At 66.2% G+C, this 22,357-nt stretch carries 19 protein-coding genes; 11 read left to right on the top strand and 8 right to left on the bottom strand.

All coding sequences use genetic code 11. The features are described from left to right. Positions 1-28 precede the first annotated feature (28 nt). The 4 genes from EEB18_RS15160 to EEB18_RS15145 all read right to left on the bottom strand — a co-directional run bounded on the left by EEB18_RS15160 (position 29) and on the right by EEB18_RS15145 (position 4,182). Positions 29-1,096: a S41 family peptidase gene (locus EEB18_RS15160; protein ID WP_162248560.1), complete on the bottom strand. Its 1,068-nt coding sequence runs from the start codon at positions 1,094-1,096 to the stop codon at positions 29-31. Positions 1,097-1,224: 128 nt separating this feature from the next. Continuing rightward, positions 1,225-1,425, bottom strand: coding sequence for a hypothetical protein (locus EEB18_RS15155; protein ID WP_056346175.1), 201 nt, complete (start codon positions 1,423-1,425; stop codon positions 1,225-1,227). A 12-nt stretch (positions 1,426-1,437) separates the two neighbouring features. Continuing rightward, the gene (locus EEB18_RS15150) at positions 1,438-2,571 is read right to left on the bottom strand and encodes an acyltransferase family protein (protein ID WP_187142106.1); all 1,134 of its coding nucleotides are present in this window, start codon (positions 2,569-2,571) and stop codon (positions 1,438-1,440) included. 93 nt (positions 2,572-2,664) lie between these two features. Further along, a complete protein-coding gene (locus EEB18_RS15145) occupies positions 2,665-4,182 on the bottom strand; it encodes an acyl-CoA carboxylase subunit beta (protein WP_187142107.1) in 1,518 nt (505 codons plus the stop codon). Between the two features lie 56 nt (positions 4,183-4,238). Between EEB18_RS15145 and EEB18_RS15140 the strand changes: the two genes are divergently transcribed. The 4 genes from EEB18_RS15140 to EEB18_RS15125 all read left to right on the top strand — a co-directional run bounded on the left by EEB18_RS15140 (position 4,239) and on the right by EEB18_RS15125 (position 7,062). Beyond that, positions 4,239-4,745, top strand: coding sequence for a thioredoxin family protein (locus EEB18_RS15140; RefSeq protein ID WP_187142108.1), 507 nt, complete (start codon positions 4,239-4,241; stop codon positions 4,743-4,745). Positions 4,746-4,755: 10 nt separating this feature from the next. Further along, on the top strand, positions 4,756-5,535 hold the full coding sequence (locus tag EEB18_RS15135; protein ID WP_187142109.1) for an SDR family NAD(P)-dependent oxidoreductase: 780 nt from the start codon (positions 4,756-4,758) through the stop codon (positions 5,533-5,535). Next, positions 5,535-6,089: a hypothetical protein gene (locus tag EEB18_RS15130; protein ID WP_187142110.1), complete on the top strand. Its 555-nt coding sequence runs from the start codon at positions 5,535-5,537 to the stop codon at positions 6,087-6,089. Before EEB18_RS15135 ends, EEB18_RS15130 begins: the two co-directional genes overlap by 1 nt. Before the next feature lie 70 nt (positions 6,090-6,159). Beyond that, positions 6,160-7,062, top strand: a complete 903-nt coding sequence (locus tag EEB18_RS15125; protein WP_187142111.1) for a DMT family transporter — start codon at positions 6,160-6,162, stop codon at positions 7,060-7,062. A gap of 29 nt (positions 7,063-7,091) precedes the next feature. Here EEB18_RS15125 and EEB18_RS15120 read toward each other — a convergent pair whose 3' ends face one another. Then, complete coding sequence (locus EEB18_RS15120) at positions 7,092-8,051, bottom strand: L-threonylcarbamoyladenylate synthase (RefSeq protein ID WP_187142112.1); 960 nt, start codon at positions 8,049-8,051, stop codon at positions 7,092-7,094. A gap of 319 nt (positions 8,052-8,370) precedes the next feature. On the opposite strand from EEB18_RS15120, the gene EEB18_RS15115 reads away from it, so the two are divergent. Next, the gene (locus EEB18_RS15115; protein ID WP_187142113.1) at positions 8,371-10,104 is read left to right on the top strand and encodes an acyl-CoA dehydrogenase; all 1,734 of its coding nucleotides are present in this window, start codon (positions 8,371-8,373) and stop codon (positions 10,102-10,104) included. Positions 10,105-10,195: 91 nt separating this feature from the next. Beyond that, positions 10,196-12,487 carry an EAL domain-containing protein gene (locus tag EEB18_RS15110; RefSeq protein WP_187142114.1) on the top strand — a complete coding sequence of 764 codons (2,292 nt, stop codon included), beginning with the start codon at positions 10,196-10,198 and terminating at the stop codon, positions 12,485-12,487. Between the two features lie 579 nt (positions 12,488-13,066). Here EEB18_RS15110 and EEB18_RS15105 read toward each other — a convergent pair. Next, positions 13,067-14,764, bottom strand: coding sequence for a hypothetical protein (locus EEB18_RS15105; RefSeq protein WP_187142115.1), 1,698 nt, complete (start codon positions 14,762-14,764; stop codon positions 13,067-13,069). Beyond that, on the bottom strand, positions 14,761-16,467 hold the full coding sequence (locus EEB18_RS15100) for an Hsp70 family protein (RefSeq protein WP_187142116.1): 1,707 nt from the start codon (positions 16,465-16,467) through the stop codon (positions 14,761-14,763). The genes EEB18_RS15105 and EEB18_RS15100 overlap by 4 nt, the downstream gene beginning before the upstream one ends. 485 nt (positions 16,468-16,952) lie before the next feature. On the opposite strand from EEB18_RS15100, the gene EEB18_RS15095 reads away from it, so the two are divergent. The 5 genes from EEB18_RS15095 (at position 16,953) to EEB18_RS15075 (ending at position 21,661) form a co-directional block, all read left to right on the top strand. After that, on the top strand, positions 16,953-18,893 hold the full coding sequence (locus EEB18_RS15095) for a ribonucleoside-diphosphate reductase subunit alpha (RefSeq protein WP_056346153.1): 1,941 nt from the start codon (positions 16,953-16,955) through the stop codon (positions 18,891-18,893). A gap of 160 nt (positions 18,894-19,053) precedes the next feature. After that, positions 19,054-19,338: an endonuclease domain-containing protein gene (locus tag EEB18_RS15090; protein WP_316248973.1), complete on the top strand. Its 285-nt coding sequence runs from the start codon at positions 19,054-19,056 to the stop codon at positions 19,336-19,338. A gap of 65 nt (positions 19,339-19,403) precedes the next feature. Next, positions 19,404-20,468, top strand: a complete 1,065-nt coding sequence (locus EEB18_RS15085) for a ribonucleotide-diphosphate reductase subunit beta (protein WP_187142117.1) — start codon at positions 19,404-19,406, stop codon at positions 20,466-20,468. Between the two features lie 127 nt (positions 20,469-20,595). Then, positions 20,596-20,823 (top strand): hypothetical protein, encoded by a 228-nt coding sequence (locus EEB18_RS15080; protein ID WP_187142118.1) that lies wholly within the window; start codon positions 20,596-20,598, stop codon positions 20,821-20,823. Positions 20,824-20,881: 58 nt separating this feature from the next. Beyond that, on the top strand, positions 20,882-21,661 hold the full coding sequence (locus tag EEB18_RS15075; RefSeq protein WP_187142119.1) for a hypothetical protein: 780 nt from the start codon (positions 20,882-20,884) through the stop codon (positions 21,659-21,661). A 6-nt stretch (positions 21,662-21,667) separates the two neighbouring features. Here EEB18_RS15075 and EEB18_RS15070 read toward each other — a convergent pair whose 3' ends face one another. Then, entirely contained in the window at positions 21,668-22,165 is a 498-nt protein-coding gene (locus tag EEB18_RS15070) for a hypothetical protein (RefSeq protein ID WP_262407946.1), read from the bottom strand. Between the last annotated feature and the right edge of the window lie 192 nt (positions 22,166-22,357).

The following is a 22,357-nucleotide window of genomic DNA, read 5'->3' as shown; positions in this document are numbered from 1 at the left end:
CCAATCAATCCGGCAAATCGGGGTGCGGTCAGCCCGCGGGCTTGGGGCGCCGCCGCTCCATCGGCCAGCCCGGCTTGTGCGCGTCGGACAGGCGCTTCGCCTCGGCGGCATCGACGCCCAGCTCGGTCAGCGCGCGTTCGAGCGCCTCTGCGGGGGCGACCTGGATGTCGGGCAGCACGCCGCTGCCTTCCCAATCCTTGCCGGTCGTGGGATCATAGGTGCGCCCGACCGGGATGAAGGCGCCATAGCCGCCGCCCAGATCCTCGCCGAACCCGAAATGATTGGCACCCGCGGTCGGATCGCCGACCAGCACGCCGCGCCCGGTATGCTTCATCGCGAGCGCAAAATGCTCGGCCGCCGACGCGCTCGCGCCCGAGGTCAGCACATAGACCTTCGCATCGCGCAGCCGCGTGTCGCTATTCGGCGTCGCCCAATGTTCGCGCGTCACCATCGCCGCATCGCCCGTGACCGGCCGCATCGACGGCACCCCGTCGATCGGCGATCCGCCGCGCGCATCGACCGAGGCGCGCGTCGCCATCGTCACCAGCCGCGTCTCCTGGCCGAACAGCCAGGGAAAGATGACGTCCATCTGCGCGAGCCCGCCGCCATTATGCGTCCGGATGTCGAAAATGATCGCCTTCGCATCGGCATGGTCGGCCATGAACTTGGCGGCTTCGGCGGTCACCGCGGCATCGTCGGGAAAGACGTTGAAGCGGACGAAGGCGATGCCGGGGGCGATCCAGCCCGGCTGCTCGACCGGGACCTTTTTCGGGCGCGGCATCGGCGCGGGCGCGCCGGGCACTGCTCCCGCCGGCGGGGCGGCGAGCGGCGTGCGCAACCGCAGATGCCCGTCGGGCGACACCGCATTGATATCGGCGTCGATCGCGCGGCCGAGCGCCTCGCCGGTCAGCGGCGCATAGCGGCCCGCCTTGATCGCGGCGCGGATCGCGGCGGCATAACGCTCGCCGGTCTCGGGATAGACATAGTCGCGCGCCAGCAGCGCGGCATAGGCTTCGGCGACGGCATTGCCGCTCACCGGCGCGGCCTCGTCGGCGGCGAGCGCCGGGGATGACGCGGCAAGCGGTAACGCCGCCATCCCCGCAAGCAAAAGGGCAGGAAAAAGGCGCGGCGAACGAATCATCTTGGTCTCCAATCCAACCCCGGTCGGACGAAGGTGTATCACATCATCAATACAGATCAACTACATTTGTAGTCGAACGCGATTCACGGCTTCTTGCGCGCGAACCAGATCAGGAACACGCCGACCACCGCGAGCACCGTGCCGTTGCGCGTCCAGGTCGTGTCGCCGAGCATGAAACTGCTCGCCGGCCAGCGCACGATGTCGAGTCCCTGCAGGATCCACAGCCCGCCCATCATGATCGCCGCGATCCCGATGACCGCGATAATGCCCTTCGCTGCACCCATGCCCGCTCTCCCCTATCGGCGCTGCAGTCCGATCAGCGGCCGCAGCCAGGTGATGCTGCGCCCGATCCGGTAGAAAAGCCAGCATCCCGTGACGGTCGCCGCGAGCAGCACGAGGAACGACGGCAACGCACCGACCCCCGCCTGTAACAGCCACCAGCCGACCACAACGATGATCGTCTGGTGAATGATGTAGAATGGGAACACCGCCTCGGCGAGCATCGCGCGCTTCGGATGGTCGCGGTTCCACCAGCGATCGGCAATCCCGACCAGTGCGACGATCACCAGCCAGCCGTTGATATTGCGCGCGACATGATAGGGCAGGAACACCCAATCGGGCGCGACCGTGTCGCCCGGCCATGTTCCTTCGACCCACGCGACGGGAACGAAGGCGAGCAGCCCGACGACCAGCGCGACCTTCCACCAGCGCGCGACCGCTTCGAACAATATGGGCCGCACGCGCAGCAGCCAGCCGATGCCGAAGGCGGCGAGATAATGGAGGTGCGACGGCCCGTCGTCGAACAGCGCGTGCGTCTCGTCATGGTCGGGAAAGGCGAGGTAGAGCGCGATCCACCAGAAAGCCGGCACGACCAGCAGCCGCCACCCGCCGAGAAGGTGCGCCGCGCCGTCGGCGATCCGCGCCCGCGCTGCGGCGGGGATCAGCGCCAGCAACAGTGCCGCGAGCATCGTATAGACCCACAGGTACACGACGAACCACAGATGCTGCCAGGTCGGCAGCGCGATGCCGTCGATGAACCGGAAGCCGAAATAATCGTGCAGCCAGAAATACAGGAAGCCGTGCGGATAGCCGTGCTGGCCCTTGAGGTCGATCCATGGCTGCGGCGGGACGATCACCGCCATGCCGAACACTAGCGGGATCAACAGCCGCGCGCTGCGCGATTTCGCGAAACCGCCCGGACCGCCGAGCTTCGCGAACAGCGCCGCGCTCGCATAACCCGACACCAGGAACAGCAGCGCAAGCCGCCAGCTGTTCGTCGCGAGCATCGGGATCGCCACCCAGTCCAGCGGCTGGGCGATCTTCACATGCCAGCCCCACGGTACGAAATACATGCCGATATGATAGAGGATCAACAGCCCGAACGCCCCGATGCGGAGCCAGTCCATCCCGTAATGGCGTTGCGTGCTCATCGGCCCCCTCACCCCGTCATTGCGAGCGCAGCGAAGCAATCCAGAGCGGGTTACGCAACCCTGGATTGCTTCGCTGCGCTCGCAATGACGAATTTACCGGAGAACCCGCCACGCCAGTTCGGCAAACTCGCACAAGAGCGGCCGCGTATCGCGCGGGTCGATGATATCCTCCACCCCATATTTCTCCGCCGTGCGGAACGGCGATCGCACGCGGTTCAATCGTTCGCGGATCGCTTCCAGATGCGCCGCGGGGTCCGCCGCCGCCTCGAGCTCGCTCTTGTACGCGACCTCGACCCCGCCCTCGATCGGCAGGCTGCCCCAGTCGCCCGAGGGCCAGGCGAAGCGGTACTGGAAACGCTCGGCGTTCGACATCGCGCTTCCCGCGATCCCGTAGGCGCGGCGCACCACCACCGACGCCAGCGGCACCGTCGCGCGGTAAATGGCGTTCATCGCCTGCACCCCGTAACGGATCGTCCCCGTCCGCTCGGCCTCGCCGCCGATCATGAAGCCCGGATTGTCGACCAGATGCACGATCGGCAGCCGGAACTGGTCGGCCATCTTGACGAAGCGCTCGGCCTTCTCGCTCGTCTTCGCGTCCCACGACCCGCCAAGGAACGACGGATCGCTCGCCAGCACCGCGACCGGATAGCCGTCCAATCGCGCAAAGGCGGTGATCGCGGCTCGCCCCCAGCGCGCGCCCATCTCGAAAAAGCTGCCCTGATCGAACACCGCACCCGCGATGCGCCGCATCGAATAGACCTGCTTCGCCTCGCGCGGGACGATCGAGAGCAGGCTTTCCTCGCGCCGGTCGATCGGATCGCGGCATTCGGTCCGCGCCGCGCGGTCGTGGATCGACGAGGGCAAATACGACAAAAAGCGCCGCGCCGCCGCGAACGCCTCAGCCTCGCTCGCGACCTCGTCGTCGACCACGCCGTTGCGCGTATGCACGTCGACCCCGCCCAGTTCCTCGCGGTCGAGCGTATCGCCGATCGCCGCCGCGACCGCCGGCCCCGCCGCGAACAGCTGCGACAGCCCACGCACCATGATGCTGTAATGGCTCGCCACCACCCGCGCCGCGCCCAGCCCAGCGGTCGGTCCCAGCGCCAGCGCCACCACCGGCACGGTATCCAGATTGGCGATGATCTCATGCCACCCCGGAACATGCGGAATATAGGTATAGCCCATATCCTCGAGCGTCTTCACCGACCCACCGCCGCCGGTGCCGTCGATCATGCGGATCAGCGGCAGGCGATATTCATGCGCCATCGCCTCGCACTGGACGAATTTGCGGTGCAGCGCCGCATCGGCCGCGCCGCCGCGCACGGTGAAATCGTCGGCCGAGGCGACGACCGGCCGGCCGTCGATATTGGCGCGGCCGAAGATGAAGTTCGACGCCGCCAAGTCTTCGAGTTCGCCATCGGCGTCATATTTTCCACGCCCCGCGATCTTGCCGATCTCGCGAAAGCTGCCGGGATCGACGATCGCATCGAGCCGCGCCCGCGCGTCCATCTTGCCGCGCCCGTGCTGGCGCGCGACCTTTTCATCCCCGCCCATCTTCTCGGCCATGGCGCGGCGCGCGGCGAGTTCGTCGACTTCTTTTTTCCAGCTCATGGGAGGAAGGCTATCTTACGTTGACGGAAACGTCATGCGAAACCTATCGTCGGTCCATGACGCGCAAAATCGCCCTCGCTTTCGCCGCCCTGCTGCTCCCGCTGACGCCCGTTTCAGCCAACGAAGACGCGCCGCTCCGCAGTATTCCCGGCGTTGAACAACCCTATCAAACCACCGCCTTCGATCCCGATGCCGACGCGATGGCGGCGGTCGACGCAGCGCTCGATGCGGCACGCCGGTCGGGCAAGCGCGTGTTGCTCGTGATGGGGGCGAACGATTGCCACGACAGCGCCTGGCTCGCCAATGCGGTGACCAGCGCCGACCTCGCCGCCACCCTCGCCACCCGCTACCATATCGTCTTCGTCGATATCGGCATGCCGCAGGTCGGGCGCGGCCGGAACCCGGAAATCCCGACGCGCTTCGGCTTCAGGAAAATCAAGGGCACGCCTACGGTCGCGATCCTCGACGCGCGCGGCCATGTCCTCAACCGCAAGGCGGCGCCCAAATGGCGCAACGCCGCGAGCCGCAATATGACCGAAATCCAGACCGAATTGATGCAATAGGGAGAGAGACATGGCCGAGATCAACCTTGCGGGGCGCACCGCGCTCGTCACCGGCGCGTCGCGCGGCATCGGCCGCGGCATCGCGCTGGCGCTGGCGAGGGCAGGCGCCGACATCGCGGTCAACTACACCCGCGACGCCGACGCCGCCGCCGCAACCGTCGCAGAGATCGAGGCGCTCGGGCGCAAGGCCAAGGCCTATCAGGCGTCGGTCACCGACGAGGACGCGTGCGCCGCGATGGTCGCGGACATCGAAACCGACCTCGGCCCGATGTCGATCCTGATCAACAACGCCGGCATCGCCAGCCGCGGCCGCACCGTCGCCGACACCGATCCCGCCGAACTCGAACGCGTCATCGCGACCCACGCGCTCGGCCCGCACCGCGTCAGCCGCCTCGCGCTGCCGCAGTTGCGAACCCACAAGCGCAGCGACATCATCGTCATTTCCAGTGTCGCGACGCTCAGCCACAGCGCCAATGGCGCGCCGTACAACATGGGCAAGGCCGCGGGCGAGGCGCTCGCGCTGACGCTCGCCAAGGAAGAGATGGCGAACGGCGTCCGGGTCAACATCGTCTCGCCCTCGCTGACCGTCAGCGACATGGGCGACAAGCTGGCACGCGCGATCACCGGGCAGGACGACATCCATCACCTCGACGCCAAATTCCCCTTCGGCCGCGTCTCGCTGCCCGAAGATGTCGCCGCGGCGGTGCTGTGGTTCGTCAGCGATGCGAACCCCTATTGCTCGGGGCAAAAGCTCAACATCGACGGCGCGGGCATGGCGACGTTTCGGTGATGGCGCGGCGGTCGCTTCTCGCGGGACTTGCTGCGCTCGTAGGCGTGGGTGCAAAACCAGCGGCGACCAAGGAAGAGGCGTCCTTCCCGCCGGTTCCGAAATGGCGGCCGTCCTTCGCGCAGCCTCTCGATCAGATTGCCGATCGCATGTCCTATTATTGGAATCGTACGCGGGATTTTGCGATCCTGCGCCACGGGACATGTGTCATTCTCGAACCGGGCCTGACCGATGCGCAGGCATATGCTACCGGGCTGGGCGTCCTCAGTCGCATTTTCAATGCTCATCCCGACATGAACCCGACGTCAATGGATGACGGCAACATCCTCGTGTCGTACAATCATCCCGCCGCCAACGTGGTTCTAAGCGATGTCGCGCGGAGCCATTGGGCCGAAGTCGAAGCGCGGCACCTCGATGGCTTGGCTGCAGAAGAGGTACTCCTCACCCCGCTCGGACCGAACAAGTTCGACGATTTCGGCAAACAGGCACTGCTCGGCAGAGCCTATATGTTCATGGACGCACAGGCCCCCGAAATCATCTTGCTGCACCGGCATTAAGTGATCGGCCGCGGGGTTGAGGCGCGTATCCTTCTCCCCTCAACGGAGAAGGTGGACTAGAGCGACCGCCATGCGCCCCGATTCGCCCTCGCCACTCGTCCCCTTCCTGATCGCGTGCGCCGGCATCGCGACCTTCTCGGCGATGGACGTGCTCATGAAGGGGCTGTCGATCGACATCGGCGCGTATAACGCGGTGCTCTGGCGCACCGGCACCGGCGCGCTGGTCAGCGGCGCGATCTATGCCGTCAGTCGCCCGACGATGCCCGACCGCGCCACGATGAAAATCCACGCGGTCCGCTCGCTGTTCGTCGCGGGTATGGCATTGAGCTTCTTCTGGGGCCTCGCGCGGCTGCCGATGGCCGAGGCGATCGCGATCGCCTTCGTCGCGCCCTTGCTCACCCTCTACATGGCGGCGCTGTTCCTCGGCGAGAAGATCGGCCCGCGTTCGATCGCCGCGTCGCTGCTCGGCATCGCGGGGGTGCTCGTCATCGTCGCGGGCAAATTGGGCCGCGGCGACTATGCGCCCGAGGCGTTATGGGCGGTCGGCGCGGTGTTTTTCTCGGCGATGCTCTACGCCTATAACCTCATCCTCGCGCGGCGGCAGGCGAAGATGGCCGAGCCGCTCGAAATCGCCTTTTTCCAGAATTTCTTCGTCGCGCTGATCATCGCGCTGGGCGCGCCCTGGTTCCTCGCAGTGCCGGGCGGCGACCATGCGCCGCATATCCTCGGCGCCGCGATCCTCGCGACCCTGTCGCTGCTGCTGCTGAGCTGGGCCTATGCCCGCGCCGAGGCGCAGATCCTCGCGACCACCGAATATACCGGCTTCCTGTGGGCGATGATGTTCGGCTGGTTCTTCTTCGACGAACGCGTGACCTGGCCGACGATCGCCGGCGCGCTGCTGATCGTCGCAGCGTGTTTGATCGTGGCGCGCAAGGTCCCGCACGACGATCCCGTCGAGCCGGCGGCGGCTTAGTCCCCCTCCCGCTTGCGGGAGGGGAGAAGCTAGGCCGCCGCGCGCGACAGCCGGTCGTTGATCGCCGCGCCCAGCCCCTCGGTCGGAATCGCCGCCACCGCGATCTTCGTCTTCGCGCTCGCCGCCCCCGCGTGCAGCGCATCGAACAGCCGCGCCGCCGCTTCGGTCAGGTCGCCCGCCGCGCTCAACTGATAATCGCCCGCGAGCGCGCCAAAGCCGATGCCGAACTCGTCGTCCGCAAAACCCGTCGCGCCCAGCCGCACCGGCTTGCCCGGCGCATAATGGCTCGCGAGCATCCCCGGCGCGACGATCTCCGATCCCTCGACGCCGGTCACCGCCAGCCCCGACGCCTCGGCCAGCATCGCCGCCGTCACCGGCCCCGGCCGCAGGATTTCGACCGCGCCGTCGCGCACCCGCGCGATCGTCGATTCGACGCCCGCCGTCGTCGGCCCGTCGTCGATCACCATCGCGATCCGCCCGTCGAGCGTCGCGAGCACATGGCTTGCCTTGGTCGGACTCACTCCGCCGCTCGCATTGGCGCTCGGCGCCGCCAGCGGCGCGCCGCTTTCCGCCAGCAGCGCCTGCATCGCGCGGTGCCCCGGCACCCGCAGCGCAATCGTATCGAGCCCCGCCGTCGCGATGCTCGCGACCGGGCAGCCCGCCGTGCGCGGCACCACCAAAGTCAAAGGTCCCGGCCAGAAGCGATCCGCGAGCGCCCGCTCGACTTTGCCAAACACCCCCAGCTTTTCCGCCGCCGAGAGGTCCTGCACATGCACGATCAGCGGGTTGAAGTCGGGCCGCCCCTTCGCCGCGTAAATCCGCGCCACCGCCCCCGCGTTGCGCGCGTCGGCGGCGAGACCGTAAACCGTCTCGGTGGGCACCGCGACCGGCCACCCCTCCCCGATCAGCCCCCCGGCGCGCGCGATTGCATCCGCGGAGAAAGCGCGGGTATCGGTGATGGTAAGCGGTGTTGTTTGACCCTCGGCCATGCCGCGCTATAGCGCCGCCACCTGTGGAATCATCCCTAAAAGGGGAACGCAGGGTCACCATCCGTTGCTGGCGCGCTCGAGGTTTGAGGCGATTTTGTTCAGGGCAAGGAAGCGAGACGAAGGCATATAAACATATTCCAAGGCTCGCTGACGCAGCCATGGACAAAATCGACCAAATCCCGCAGGGACGCCGAAATGGCTTCGATCTCGCCTCCGTGCGGCCTTGCTGATGGAACCACCATCAGCAGCGGCCCCACGAAGGCGATATCTTCGCCATTTCGACGCCTCGAGCGTGCCAGCAACGGATGGTGACCCTCACATGACCTATACGCCGCCGACCACCGAGCAACTTTTCGTCCTCGACCATATCGCGCGCATCGACGCGATGGCGCAGCATGAACGTTTCGCCGACGCGACCCCCGACATGGTCGAGGCGATCGTCACCGGGATCGGCGAATTCGCGGCAGAGGTCTATGCGCCGCTCAACCGCGTCGGCGACGTCCAGAATCCCAAATGGGACAATGGCAAGGTCACTATGCCCCCGGGGTTCAAGGAGGCCTATCGGGCGTTCGTCGACGCCGGCTGGGGCAGCATCGACGGCCCGACCGAATATGGCGGGCAGGGCCTGCCCTTCACCCTCGCCACGGTGGTGATCGAGGCGCTCGGCAGCGCCGACATGGGCTTCACCCTCTGCAACATCCTGACCCCCGGCGCGATCCACGCGCTGATGGCCTATGGCACCGAGGATCAGCGCCGGACGTGGCTCCCGAACCTCGTGTCGGGCGCATGGAACGGCACGATGAACCTGACCGAACCGAGCGCCGGCAGCGATGTCGGCGCGCTGCGTTCGACCGCCGAAGCGATCACCGAAGGCCCCGACGCCGGCCTCTACAAGATCCGCGGGCAAAAAATCTTCATCACCTTCGGCGAGCATGACCTCACCGACAATATCGTCCACCTCGTCCTCGCCCGCACCCCCGGCGCGCCCGAGGGGACGCGCGGCATTTCGCTGTTCCTCGTCCCCAAATATCGCCTCGACGCCGCCGGCAATTCGACGATTTCGAACGGCGTCCATTGCGCGTCGATCGAGCACAAGCTCGGCATCCACGGGTCGCCGACCGCAGTGATGGTTTACGGCGAGGACGAGGATTGCCTCGGCGAGATCGTCGGCGCCGAAATGGGCGGGATGCGCGCGATGTTCGTGATGATGAACAACGCGCGCCTGATGGTCGGCTGCCAGGGGGTCCAGATCGCCGAGCGAGCGACGCAACAGGCCCAGACTTTCGCCGCCGAGCGCGTCCAGTCGGCGCTCGGCGGCGGCACCGACCGCAACCCCGTCCCGATCGACCGGCACCCCGACGTCCGCCGCATGCTGTGGCGGATGCGCGCCCAGACCGAGGCGGCGCGCGCGCTGACCTATTATGCCGCCGCGCAGATCGATTTCGGCAAATTGGGCGACGAGGGCGCCGCGATGCGCGCCGAAATCCTGATCCCGCTGGTCAAGGCGCATGCCACCGACATCGGCTGCGAGGTCGCCAGCCTCGGCATCCAGGTCCATGGCGGCATGGGTTTCATCGAGGAAACCGGCGCCGCGCAGCATTATCGCGACGCCCGCATCGCCCCGATCTACGAAGGCACCAACGGCATTCAGGCTGCGGATCTGGTCGGACGCAAGCTCGGCATGGCGGGCGGCGACCTCGTCCGCGGACTGATCGACGACATCGCCCGTGGCGCGGCCGATTTCCCCGAATTGCAGCAACTCGTCGACGCGTGCCGCGCAGTCACCGACTGGATGGTCACCGCCCCCACCGGCGACCGGCTCGCGGGCAGCTATCCCTATCTCACCATGCTGTCGACCGCGACCTGCGGCTGGCTGATGGCGCTGCAGCACAAGGCGGCGAAAACCGCGCTCGAAGAGGGCCAGGGCGACGCCGCCTTCCTCGCAGCGAAAATCGCCTCGACGCGTTTCTACCTGCAACAGATCGTCCCCGCCGCCGTCGGCCTCGCCCCGTCGGCTCTCGCCGGCGACGCGGCGCTTCCTGCGCTGGGATAACACGCCCAAACCAGCCACCCTTCCCATGATTAACGCGATGATAACCATCGCGGCCTAGGCACATGGGGTAGTCGCTGGGAGACGTGCGCGCGTGCCGATTGGTGTCAACAGGATGATCGTCAGCTGGCGCACCCTCGGGCTCGCGCTGCTGCTCAGCATCGCGGTCGGCGTGTCGGGCATCGGCGAACTTCCCGACCGATTGATCGCGATGGTGACCAGCCGGGTCGGCGACCGCCCGGTTTCGGGCGATATCGTCATCGTCGCGCTCGACGATCGCACGCTGGGCCAGACCCCCGGCGGCAGTTTTTCGATGACCCAATATGGCGAGGTGATCAGCGCGATCGACAAGGCCGGCGCGAAGCGCATGTTCCTCGATTTCTATTTCGACCGCCGCGAATCGGACCCCGACTTCTCGCGGCTGACCGCCGCGGTGCGCAAGATGGGCGACCGCGCCGTACTCGCGGTCGCGACCAAGTCGATGCCCGGCACCGACCGCAGCCGCTCCATCTTTCCCAATCCGGCGTTCGGCGACAAGGCGCAGCTCGCCAGCATCGCGTGGGATTTCGAATATTGGCAGGTGTGGAACGTGCCGATCACCTATGTCGCCGACGGCCGCAAGCTGCCCAGCTTCGCGTCGCTGCTCGGCGGCAAAAGCTCGGCCGAACCGAAAAGCTTCCGCCTCGATTTTTCGTACAACACCAGCAGCATCCCGCAATATGGCGCCGCCGACCTGCTCGCCGGCCGCGTCGGTGCGGCGCAGCTCCGCGGCAAGGACGTCATTTTCGCGCCGACCGCCTCGACCTTTCAGGACGCCCATTATCTCCCCGGCCACGACCTTGTCCCCGGTGCCTATATCCATCTGATCGCGGGCGAGACGCTGAAGCGCGGCAATCCGGTCGACATCGGCTGGGCGCCGCCGCTGGCGTTCGTCGCCTTGCTCCTGCTCGCCGCGCTGCTGCCGCGCTTTCAACGCTGGTACGCCCCGGTCGCGCTCGCCGCGGTGGGGATCGCGATCGTCGGCAAGGTCCTGCTCACGACGCTGCTCATCACCACCTCGATCGGCGCCTCGCTGTTCCTGATCGCGGCGGTCAGCGCCAATGTCAGCCGCAAGCGCCGCCGCTTCTCCGCCCAGCGCGAAAACCCGGTGTCGGGCCTGCCCAATTTCGAAGCGCTGCGCACGCAGCCCGCCTTCGGCAGCGCGACGGTGATCGCCGCCAAGCTCGTCAATTTCGAGGATCTCGCCGCCTTCCTCCCCGGCGAGGGCAGCCAGCAGCTCGTCGATCAGGTCGCACGCCGCCTGACGCTCGCGTGCCACGGCACCCAGCTCCATCACGACCTCGACGGCACCTTCGCCTGGCTCGTCCCCTATTATCAGCACAGCCAGATCGAGGGACATCTCGCCGGCCTCGCCGCGCTGTTCAACGCCCCGCTGACGATCGGCGAGCTGCGCGTCGACGTCGCGATCGCCTTCGGGGTCAACGACGAGTTCGAGGGATCGAACGCCCAGCGCCTCGCCGCCGCGCTCGTCGCCGCCGAACGCGCGATCCGCACCCGCGCGCTGTGGACCAAATATTCGCCGCGCCAGAAGGAAGACGCCGGCTGGCAGCTCAGCTTCCACTCGCAGCTCGAGGACGCACTCACCGGCGGCGACATTTGGGTCGCCTTTCAGCCGCAATATGAGATCCGCACCCGCGAGCTTGTCGGGGTCGAGGCGCTCGCGCGCTGGACCCACCCGACGCGCGGGCCGATCCCGCCCGACGAATTCATCGTCCAGGCCGAAAAGAGCCAGGACATTTATCGCCTCACCCTGTTCGTGATGGACCAGGCGATCCGCTCGGCGGCGCAACTGCGCGACCGCGGGCTCCGGATCAACATGTCGGTCAATCTCTCGGCCACCCTCCTCGACCACGCCGACCTTGTCGGCACGATCCGCGTCATGCTGACCGCGCATCATTTGCCGCCCGAAATGCTGACGATCGAGATTACCGAAACCGCGCAGATCGAAAACAGCCGCCAGGCGCGCCAGACCCTTGCGCAACTGCGCCGCGCGGGCATCCGTCTGTCGATCGACGACTATGGCACCGGCCAGTCGAACCTCGAATATCTGACCGAAATCGAAGCCGACGAAATCAAGATCGACAAGCGCTTCGTGATGACGATGCGCGATTCGCAGCGCAACTTCGAAGTGGTTAAGTCCACGATCGACCTCGCGCACCGCCTCGGCGCCGTCGCGGTCGCCGAAGGCATCGAGGATGCCCCCACCATGGCGCTGCTCGAAGAGCTCGGCTGCGACGTTGGCCAGGGCTATCACCTTGGCAAGCCGCAACTATTTACCGAACTCACGACCTCGCTCGCGACCACCCCGCACAGCCGCTCCGCCTAATCGTTACCAAAATGGTACCAAAACTAGTTAAGACTCGATTTACCACGTCTCTTAGGGTATACGCTCTGTTAACTGCTCTGCTTGGGCAGTGCACGCGATGCATCTAGGAGACAGCACATGGGTTGGTTCTGGCGGTTCATGGGCGGCGGCGGCACCGGTAGCGGTGGTGGCCAAGCCTAATCCGAACGAAATAGAGAAAGGGCCTCGGCATCGCCGGGGCCTTTTTTCGTTTGGGGTGGTGGAAATCGACCGGGCGGGCGGAACGAGGCCTGGCAACGCTCGACCGATTGCGGTCCCGCCTCTTCTTCAAGCGACGGGCTGCGGACATCGGCCACCATCGTCACCCCGGGCTTGACCCGGGGCCTGCCTTGCCTTTTCCCGCGAGGATGACGCGGCGATCCTGCGCGACGAGCGGATCAAGCGAGGACTGCGATCCTCGAATATGACCTGGCGCAAGCTCGCCGAGGATTTCGGGTTCGAGCCTTTGCCGCTCTGAAGAAGAACGGCGGGTCCCGGATCAAGTCCGGGATGACGAGGTTACAACCGTCCGCGTCTTTCCCAATACAATCCTCCCTTCCCTCACCCCTTGATGAACAGCCGGTCGGCAAGCCGCCGCACAACGAGCGCCATCGGGACGAGCAAAGGGAACGCCATCAACAGCACGATCAGCACGATATAGGCGAAGTAGAAGGCGGTGGAGAGCGGCGGACGCCAGGCGTTCACCGCCGCGTCCTGCACCAGCAGCAGCAATATCCCCGCCAGCACCACCGGCGCGGCCGGCAGGTCGGGCATGGTTTGGGTCCCCGCAACGACCACGATCACCGCCGCGATCAGCAGGCCCGCCCGCACCGCACCGAGCATCGTCGCGGGCAGGGCCTCCCATGTCGCCACCAGCCGTTCGCGCAGCAACTGCGCCGCCGCCACGACCAGCAGCCCCGGGGCGATCGCCTGCACCCATCCGGGTGCATGGACCATCGCAAAGGCGCCGAACAGCCCCGCCGCCATGATCGGATAGCGCCCATTGTACAGGCCCCACAGCGCCGGATCGCGCTCTTCTTCGGACGGCAGAACCGCCCCGCTGAGCGGCAACAGCGCGACATTCGCCAGCGCGAGGGCGATGCCGATCGCCCAATGCGGCGGCAGCAGAGCGGCGAGCGCGAATACCACCAGCATCAGCGCGAGCGCGCCGGCCTGCCGCGCCGCCAGCGGGCCGCCATAGCGCGACGGGCGCGTAGGGCGGATGCGCCGCAATCCCCAGCGATACGCGGCAAACCCGATCAGCCCGGCCAGGAAAAAACCCCAGAAGGCGGCATTGCCGGCGGCGGCATCGAGGTCGATCCAGCTCGCCGCGATCGCCGCGATGGCGCCGAGCACCACAAGCCCGAACAACGATCCCAGCGAAATGCCGGGGTTGCGCATCCGCTCCCACGCCGCGACGATGTCGGCATCGAACCGGTATTCGCCCTCGGGATGCCGCCGTCGCAGCTCGTCGAGGAAAGCGGTGATCCGCCGCTTCGGGAAAAAGTCGCGCCACCAGCGGCCGCTCGGCGCCTGTTCGATATCGTCGATCACCTGCTTCGCATGGCCGGCGATGACGCCCTCGCCGATCTGCTGGAACCAATGCTCGGCCGCGGCGCGCTGCCCGACTTCACGGATCGCCCAGTCGGTCCCGACCCGCTGCGAACGCCGCACCCAGCCATAATGCCAGCTCGCCAGCCGCAAGAGATAAGAGGCGTCGGCGCCATGGTCGAGCGCGAGATGGGCGAGGCGATGCTCGGCATCCTCCGCCGCATCGACCGTCTCCAGCGCGGGTTCGGCCCACAGCGCACGCATCTCGCGGTCGAGGGTCCGCTCGCGCGCCTCGCCGCCCGCCACCAGTGCCGCCTCGATCGCCGCGAAGCGCGCCGCGACGGGATCCACCGCGGGCGCCGTCCACGGATTGATCCGTTCGGGCGACCGGATCGATAGCGCCGCCTCATCCACCGGATCGCCGGACAGCATCGTCCAGCCGCTCTCCGCCAGCCTGTCCTCCGACATCGCCGGGTCGTCCGGCGCATCCTCGGGTCCGTCGTCGCCTGCGTCTTCGATCGCGCCGTCGTCGATCCAGCGCGCTTGTCGCAGCGCGTCTTCCAGACGTCCGCGCAGCGCGATGAATTTCGCCGGTTCGGCCTCGACGTCGATCTCTTTCAGCTTCCCGGCATAGGCGCGCTTGATCGCCCGCTCGTCGCTCGTCGGATCGATCCCCAGGCTGCTCCACGGCGGCCGGCGGCGGCTCACAGGAACTGCTCTCCGTCCATGCCGTCGACCGCCTTGTCGAGTTCGGTCCGTGCCGCCTCGATCTCGCGCGGTTCCTGCCGCGCCAGCACCGCTTCGAATTGCGCGATCCATTCGCCGACCAGTTGCCGCTCATAGCCCAGCCGGTTTTCGAACAGCTGGTTGGCACGCGCCAGCGTCGCGGCGTTCGCGGCTTCCTCGCGCGGATGGATCTTCAGCGCCTCCAGCGCCTTGCGGCGCTTGGCGAAATCGGCCTCGCTCTCGCGATCCTCCTCGTCGCGGATGACGAGCTGGCGCCGCGTTCCAGTGCCCGGCACTTCGACGTCGATCTCGAGCAGCCCCGACACGTCATAGGTGAAGCGCACCGCGATGCCGATCTGTCCGCCATGCCCCTGCGGCAACGGCACGTCGAGTTGCCCCAGCTTGACGTTCTGCGCGACGAAGCGCGATTCGCCCTGATAGATACCAAAGGTCACGCTCTGCTGGTGCGCCTCCATCGGCGAATAGACCTCGCTGCGGCTCGCCGGGATCACCGTGTTGCGTTCGATGATCGGCGAGAACAGCCCGGTGGTCACCTTGCCGCCCGCATCGCGGTGCCCCGTATCGACCCCCAGCGTGAAAGGGCAGACGTCGGTCAGGCGGATCTCCTTGAGCGCCGCGTCGCGGCTCTTCAGCCCCGCCTGCACCGCCGCGCCCAGCGCGATCGCATGGTCGGGGTTGATCTGCGCATTGGGAAAGCGCCCGAACATCCGCGTCACCGCGCGGCGGACCAGCGGCATCCGCGTCGCGCCGCCGACCATCACGATCTCCGACAGGCCCTCGGCGCGGACATTGCCGTCGCGCAGCGCGCGCAGCACCGGGTCGCGCAATCGGTCGATCAACGGCTGCGCCCGCGCCTCGAACGCCTCGCCGGTAATCTCGCATTCGAACGCCTCGCCCCTCCACACGATCTGGAACGGCGCGCGGTCGGCGTCGCTCAGCGCGCGGCGGGTGCGTTCGGCGGCGGCACGCATCACCTCGTCGAGCATCGCGCTGTCGCCCGGCTTCGCCTTCAGCCCCTCGCCCAGCGCATCGCGCGCCAGCGCGACGATCGCCGCGTTGAAATCCTCGCCGCCCAGCCGGTTGTCGCCCGCCGAGGCGCGCACCTCGATCACCCCGTCGAAAATCTCGACCAGCGAGACGTCGAAGGTGCCGCCGCCAAGGTCGAAGACCAGAAACGGGCGCTCCTCCTCGAGCTCATGGATGCCATAGGCCAGCGCCGCCGCGGTCGGCTCGTTGATCAGCCGCTCGACCTTCAGCCCGGCGAGTTCGCCCGCGCGCCGCGTCGCCTTGCGCTGGCGGTCGTTGAAATAAGCGGGAACGGTGATGATCGCGCCGGTGACCGGTTCGCCCAGAAACGCCTCGGCATCGGCCTTGAGTGCGCCGAGCACCATCGCCGACAGCTCTTCGGGGCGGTAGCGGCGCTTGCCCAATCGCGCTTCCTCGGTCGTGCCCATCCGCCGCTTGAAGATCGTCGCGGTCGCCTCGGGATGCGTCGCCTGCCGCTCACGCGCCGCGAGGCCGACGAGCAGCGCGCCGTCGTCGCCGACGCTGACCGCAGAGGGGGTGAGCAGGTCGCCGAGCGCGTTGGGAATCAGTTCGGGCCCGCCGTCGCGCCACACCGCGACCGCGCTGTTCGTCGTCCCCAGATCGATCCCCACCAGCATAAGTGCCTGTCCCCCAACGCGCTTCCAGGGCACACCGCCTAAAGGCTGCGTGCCGCGATGAAAAGCCGCTCCCCCATATCTTGTGTCACCCGAAATAATTTTTGCCGGTGCGGCACTTTTGTCACGCCCGCGCCGGACCCGCGGAAAGCCGCGGCCCGACTCCGCGAAGCGTGCTTTGCCATCGACGAAACGAATCAAAATGGCGACGAGTCGAGTCCCTAATCTGTCATTTACTCTCTTGCGTCTCAGCGCCGACGTGGCACTATGGATGGTGGGTAGACCACGGGGGCACCCCAAGAAATAGTGTTTGGCTGGAAATGGCGGTTTTCCGTCGCTCATGAGACATGGGCACGGGAAAGAGCGTTTTGCGCCCAAAAATATGTGCCCCCGAGGACGGTTTAGATGCTAGGCTGGGGTTTCGTCCCGAGTCGAACAAGACAGGAACAGGCGCGCGATGCGCGCCGGTGTAATCGAGGGCGTGATACATGGATTTTCGGGAAACGGACCGGGTGGAGACGAGCGACGTGGCGACGATGGAATTGACGAAAAACGACACGCAGGCGGCCCCCGAATCAAAGGGCGATTCGCCCGCAACGGCAAAGCTCAACGACAGCGGCGAGGCGAAAGTCCACGCGCGCCGGTTCGAGGTCGTCACCGACCGCAGCCGCGACGCGCTGCTCACCGACTTCGGCAAGGAAACGCTCGAAGACCGCTATCTGCTTCCCGGCGAATCCTATCAGGATCTCTTCGCGCGCGTCGCGTCGGCCTATGCCGACGATCAGGACCACGCCCAGCGCCTCTACGACTATATCTCGAAGCTGTGGTTCATGCCCGCGACCCCCGTTCTCTCGAACGGCGGCACCGGCCGCGGCCTGCCGATCAGCTGCTATCTGAACTCGGTCCCCGACAGCCTCGAAGGCATTGTCGAGACGTGGAACGAAAATGTCTGGCTCGCCAGCCGCGGCGGCGGCATCGGCACCTATTGGGGCAGCGTGCGCGGCATCGGCGAACCGGTCGGCCTCAACGGCAAGACCAGCGGCATCATTCCCTTCGTCCGCGTGATGGACTCACTCACCCTCGCCATCTCGCAGGGCAGCCTGCGCCGCGGCTCGGCCGCCTGCTACCTCGACATCTCGCACCCCGAGATTGAGGAGTTCCTCGAAATCCGCAAACCCTCGGGCGACTTCAACCGCAAGGCGCTCAACCTCCACCACGGCGTGCTGATCACCGACGAGTTCATGGAGGCCGTCCGCGACGGCACCGAATTCAACCTGCGCAGCCCCAAGGACCAGAGCGTCCGCGGCGCCGTCGACGCGCGCAGCCTGTTCCAGAAGCTCGTCGAAACGCGCCTCGCGACCGGCGAACCCTACATCATCTTCATCGACCAGGTGAACCGCATGATGCCCAAGCATCACCGCGATCTCGGGCTCAAGGTCACCACCTCGAACCTGTGCAGCGAAATCACGCTGCCGACCGGCCGCGACCATCTCGGCAACGATCGCACCGCGGTCTGCTGCCTCTCGTCGCTCAACCTCGAAACCTGGGACGAGTGGAACGGCGACAAGATGTTCATCGAGGATGTCATGCGCATGCTCGACAACGTCCTGCAGGATTATATCGACCGCGCCCCGCCCGAAATGGCGCGCGCCAAATATAGCGCCAGCCGCGAACGTTCGGTCGGCCTCGGCGTCATGGGCTTCCACAGCTTCCTCCAGGCGCGCGGCCTGCCCTTCGAGGGCGCGATGGCGAAATCGTCGAACCTGCGCGTTTTCAAGCATATCCGCGCGCAGGTCGATCAGGCGTCGATGCTGCTCGCCAACGAGCGCGGCCCCTGCCCCGACGCCGCCGATCAGGGCGTGATGGAGCGCTTCAGCTGCAAGATGGCGATCGCGCCGACCGCGTCGATTTCGATCATCTGCGGCGGCACCAGCGCGTGCATCGAGCCGATCCCCGCGAACATCTACACCCACAAGACGCTGTCGGGCAGCTTCTCGATCCGCAACCCGCACCTCGAAAGCCTGCTCGTCGACAAGGCGAAGAACAGCGACAATGTGTGGAACTCGATCCTCGAAAAGGGCGGCAGCGTCCAGCACCTCGACTTCCTGACCCAGGACGAGAAGGACTGCTACAAGACCAGCTTCGAGATCGACCAGCGCTGGCTGCTCGAACTCGCCGCCGACCGCACCCCCTATATCGACCAGGCCGCGTCGCTGAACCTGTTCATCCCGGCCGACGTCGAGAAATGGGACCTGCTCATGCTCCACTATCGCGCGTGGGAACTCGGCATCAAATCGCTCTATTATCTCCGCTCGAAATCGGTGCAGCGCGCCGGCTTCGCGGGCGGGGTCGAGGCCGACAACACCGCCGAAGCGCCGGTGTATCAGCTGGAGAGCACCGATTATGACGAGTGCCTGGCCTGTCAGTAAAGCATAAAACCCCTCTCCCCTTGTCGGAGAGGGAGGGGCCCGTCGCCGCGTGAGCGGCGATGGGAGGGTGAGGGGGCGAGGCAAGCGTGCCGACCTCCCTTGGTGGACAACCGAAAGAGCGCGTAAGCTCCGCCGCGAAGCCACCGACGCAGAGAAGCGCATGTGGCGCGCCTTGCGGGAGGCTTTCCCTCTCGCAAAGTTCCGCCGCCAGCAAGCTCTCGGGCCCTATTTCGCCGATTTCGCATCGCACGCCGAACGGCTGGTGATCGAAATCGACGGGGGACAGCATGACGAAGCCCTCGCCTATGACGAAGCACGAACCCGCTTCATCACCGGCGAAGGCTACAAGGTGATCCGGTTTTGGAATGACGATGTGATGACGAATATCGAGGGAGTGCTGGCACAAATCGACGCCGCCCTGGCCCCCTCACCCTCCCAAGGCTGACGCCTTGGGCCCCTCCCTCTCCCACAAGGGGAGAGGGAATGAAGTTCGAACGCAAGGATAGACTGATGCCCCTTCTAGAAGCCCGCAAGACCTACAAGCCCTTCGAATATCCGTGGGCGTTCGATTTCTGGAAGCGCCAGCAGCAGATCCACTGGGTTCCCGAGGAAGTGCCGCTGGGCGAGGATTGCCGCGACTGGGCGCAGAAGATCAGCGACCATGAACGCAACCTGCTCACCCAGATCTTCCGCTTCTTCACCCAGGCCGATATCGAGGTGCAGGATTGCTACCACGACAAATATGGCCGCGTGTTCAAGCCGACCGAGATCAAGATGATGCTGACCGCGTTCAGCAACATGGAAACCGTGCACATCGCGGCGTACAGCCACCTGCTCGACACCATCGGCATGCCCGAGAGCGAATATGGCATGTTCCTCGAATATGACGAGATGCGCGCCAAGCATGATTATATGCAGCAGTTCGGGGTCGAGAATGACGAGGATATCGCGCGCACCCTCGCGATGTTCGGCGGCTTTACCGAGGGCCTGCAGCTCTTCGCCAGCTTCGCGATGCTGATGAACTTCCCGCGCTTCAACAAGATGAAGGGCATGGGCCAGATCGTCAGCTGGTCGATCCGCGACGAAAGCCTCCACTGCGAAGGCATCATCAAGCTGTTCCACACCTTCACCAAGGAACGCGGCTGCCTGACCAAGGCGGTGCGCGAAGACATCATCGACACCTGCCAGAAAACCGTGCGGCTCGAGGATGCGTTCATCGACCTGGCCTTCGAACAGGGCCAGGTCCCCGGCATGACGCCCAAGGAGATCAAGCGCTACATCCGCTACATCGCCGACTGGCGCCTGGGGCAGCTCGGCTTCCAGCCGATCTACATGATCGACGAACACCCCCTCCCCTGGCTCGCCCCGCTGCTCAACGGCGTCGAGCACGCCAACTTCTTCGAGACGCGCGCGACCGAGTACAGCAAGGGCGCGACCCGCGGCGAATGGAACAGCGTGTGGTCGAGCTTCGACAACCGCAAAAAGGCCAAGACCAGCGACGACGCCCCCGCGGTGAACGACGCCGGCGACGAGGGCGAAGACATGTTCGCCAAGGCCGGGATCGCCGCGGAGTGATAACCAAACCCCTCCCCTTCAGGGGAGGGGCAGCAAAGCTTGCCAGCTTGCTGGCTAGTCGCAGCGGGGTGGGCCAGGAACCTCAGGGCACAGGCCCCCGCCCAATAAACAGAACAAGGCAAAGACAATGACCGACAAGAAACCCAAGCTCCTCATCCTCAGCCAGCCGCAGCGCGCGACGCTCGAAGGCCTGTCGAACCGCCGCCCCCAACTCCCCACCGACCCGATCCGCGAAGAACTCGTCACGCTGGGACTGGTGGTCGCACAGGGCACCAAATGGGCGCTGACCCCGCAGGGCAAGAAGGTGCTGGCGGCGAGCTCGAACCGGCGGAATTCGGGCGGGTTTTCGGTTTAATGGTGGCATTCGAAGGCCGTTATCTAGACAGCGCAAGACTTTACGGAACAGAGCATCCATGACGCCGTACCATGCTATTGCCAGCGCCGCCGGAGTCGTCGCGCTGGCGCTCGCTGTGACCGCGCCCGCGTCAGCAACACCGGCCGCTACGCCCAAGGTCGAACGCGTAACCGACCGTTACGGCACGGTAAGGGACGTCCAAGTCCTGTCCCCATCGCCTGACGAGCCCGCTATACGCCCGCTTACTATCGCTGAACGCTACGCGCTGTGGTCCGGCGCCGGAAGGGAAAGCGTAGGCTCGACGCGCGTATCGATGCTCTGCCCGGTCTTGCCCAACGGGGCCGTCAGCTTCGATTGCACCGCCGAAGGTTTTGACGCCGATAGTCCCACGGCGGCGATCGCCAAAGATTTGCTCTATTACGCGCATCCATCCTTCACGCCGTTCGGAGCGATCGAAGCCAGTGTCGAAAACGGCCCCTGGCGCAGCGTCCGCTTCGACGTGGATATCGACCCCGCAACGCGCCCTGCGCTCGATCTCGACAACGGCGAGTTCGTCGATAGCGCCCTGCTCGGGCCGTTGTTCAGGATCACGGCGGGCGACTATCCAGCGCGCGCGATGCGCTATAATGCACAAGGGACGCTCTCCGTCGAATGCCAAGTGCAGACCGACTATTCGTTGATTTGCCGGACCACTAGCGCGAACCCGCCAGAATTCGCTGGCTATTTCTCTCGCTGGGCTGAGCACCGGAGCCGCGAAGTGCGCATGCCCGCAACGCTGCCTGACGGACGTCCAACCGTCGGCCTACGCACACGTTTCCCCGTACGGTTCCAAAATTGATCAAGCCTAGTTCACCGTAACCCCACCCGGCACCCCGCGCATGCCGGCTGCCGCGAACATCACCCCGCCGCGCACCGCCTCGGGCGTGTCCTCCAGCAGCGCGAGCTTCACCAACTCGCGCGTCACCTCGCTGTCGTCGTCGACCACCAGCCGCAGCGATTCCACCCCGACCCCGTCCTTCGCCAACACCACGTCGCGGACCAGCGCCAGCGGCCAGCGCGCGCTGCCGCCGCGGTACAGCGTCACGCCGTCGTGGCGGACATAGGCGTTCCGCCACCGCCACAGCCGCCGGAAATAGACGAAGCCCAATAGAGCAACCGCCATCAGCGCGGTCATCACGACATCGCCGAACACTATGTGCCGCACGACCTCGCCGACCGTGTCGCCGCGCGCCTGCATGGCGACCAGCGCGGCGAGCGCCAGCGCGCACAGCAATTGCCCCGCCGCCAGCGGTTTCGGCCGCAGCCGCGCGATCACGATCGTCATCCGGTCCCCAGTTCTCATCGCGGGCCTAGATAGGCACGCCCACGCGGCAGCGCCAGACGGCGGTCGCACGAACCCGACAAAGGACGGCGTGACGAAATAGGATCGGTCGCTGCCATTCGCGGCTTTCCTAATTTGTTCCGCCATGCTTCACCCGGTGCGATGACGCACGCGCCCGCCCGCCCTCTCGCCGCCCCATGGTCCAACGTCGGG

Source organism: Sphingopyxis sp. OPL5, from assembly GCF_003797775.2.
Lineage (GTDB): Bacteria > Pseudomonadota > Alphaproteobacteria > Sphingomonadales > Sphingomonadaceae > Sphingopyxis.
The sequence above is the reverse complement of the archived record's forward strand: the minus strand, read 5'-3'. Positions and strand labels throughout refer to the sequence as shown.

Coding starts and splice junctions, on each gene's coding strand:
- EEB18_RS15160 (WP_162248560.1), bottom strand. CDS start 1,096: ATGGCGGCGTTACCGCTTGCCGCGTCATCCCCGGCGCTCGCCGCCGAC.
- EEB18_RS15155 (WP_056346175.1), bottom strand. CDS start 1,425: ATGGGTGCAGCGAAGGGCATTATCGCGGTCATCGGGATCGCGGCGATC.
- EEB18_RS15150 (WP_187142106.1), bottom strand. CDS start 2,571: ATGAGCACGCAACGCCATTACGGGATGGACTGGCTCCGCATCGGGGCG.
- EEB18_RS15145 (WP_187142107.1), bottom strand. CDS start 4,182: ATGAGCTGGAAAAAAGAAGTCGACGAACTCGCCGCGCGCCGCGCCATG.
- EEB18_RS15140 (WP_187142108.1), top strand. CDS start 4,239: ATGACGCGCAAAATCGCCCTCGCTTTCGCCGCCCTGCTGCTCCCGCTG.
- EEB18_RS15135 (WP_187142109.1), top strand. CDS start 4,756: ATGGCCGAGATCAACCTTGCGGGGCGCACCGCGCTCGTCACCGGCGCG.
- EEB18_RS15130 (WP_187142110.1), top strand. CDS start 5,535: ATGGCGCGGCGGTCGCTTCTCGCGGGACTTGCTGCGCTCGTAGGCGTG.
- EEB18_RS15125 (WP_187142111.1), top strand. CDS start 6,160: ATGCGCCCCGATTCGCCCTCGCCACTCGTCCCCTTCCTGATCGCGTGC.
- EEB18_RS15120 (WP_187142112.1), bottom strand. CDS start 8,051: ATGGCCGAGGGTCAAACAACACCGCTTACCATCACCGATACCCGCGCT.
- EEB18_RS15115 (WP_187142113.1), top strand. CDS start 8,371: ATGACCTATACGCCGCCGACCACCGAGCAACTTTTCGTCCTCGACCAT.
- EEB18_RS15100 (WP_187142116.1), bottom strand. CDS start 16,467: ATGCTGGTGGGGATCGATCTGGGGACGACGAACAGCGCGGTCGCGGTG.
- EEB18_RS15095 (WP_056346153.1), top strand. CDS start 16,953: ATGGATTTTCGGGAAACGGACCGGGTGGAGACGAGCGACGTGGCGACG.
- EEB18_RS15090 (WP_316248973.1), top strand. CDS start 19,054: ATGTGGCGCGCCTTGCGGGAGGCTTTCCCTCTCGCAAAGTTCCGCCGC.
- EEB18_RS15085 (WP_187142117.1), top strand. CDS start 19,404: ATGCCCCTTCTAGAAGCCCGCAAGACCTACAAGCCCTTCGAATATCCG.
- EEB18_RS15080 (WP_187142118.1), top strand. CDS start 20,596: ATGACCGACAAGAAACCCAAGCTCCTCATCCTCAGCCAGCCGCAGCGC.
- EEB18_RS15075 (WP_187142119.1), top strand. CDS start 20,882: ATGACGCCGTACCATGCTATTGCCAGCGCCGCCGGAGTCGTCGCGCTG.
- EEB18_RS15070 (WP_262407946.1), bottom strand. CDS start 22,165: ATGAGAACTGGGGACCGGATGACGATCGTGATCGCGCGGCTGCGGCCG.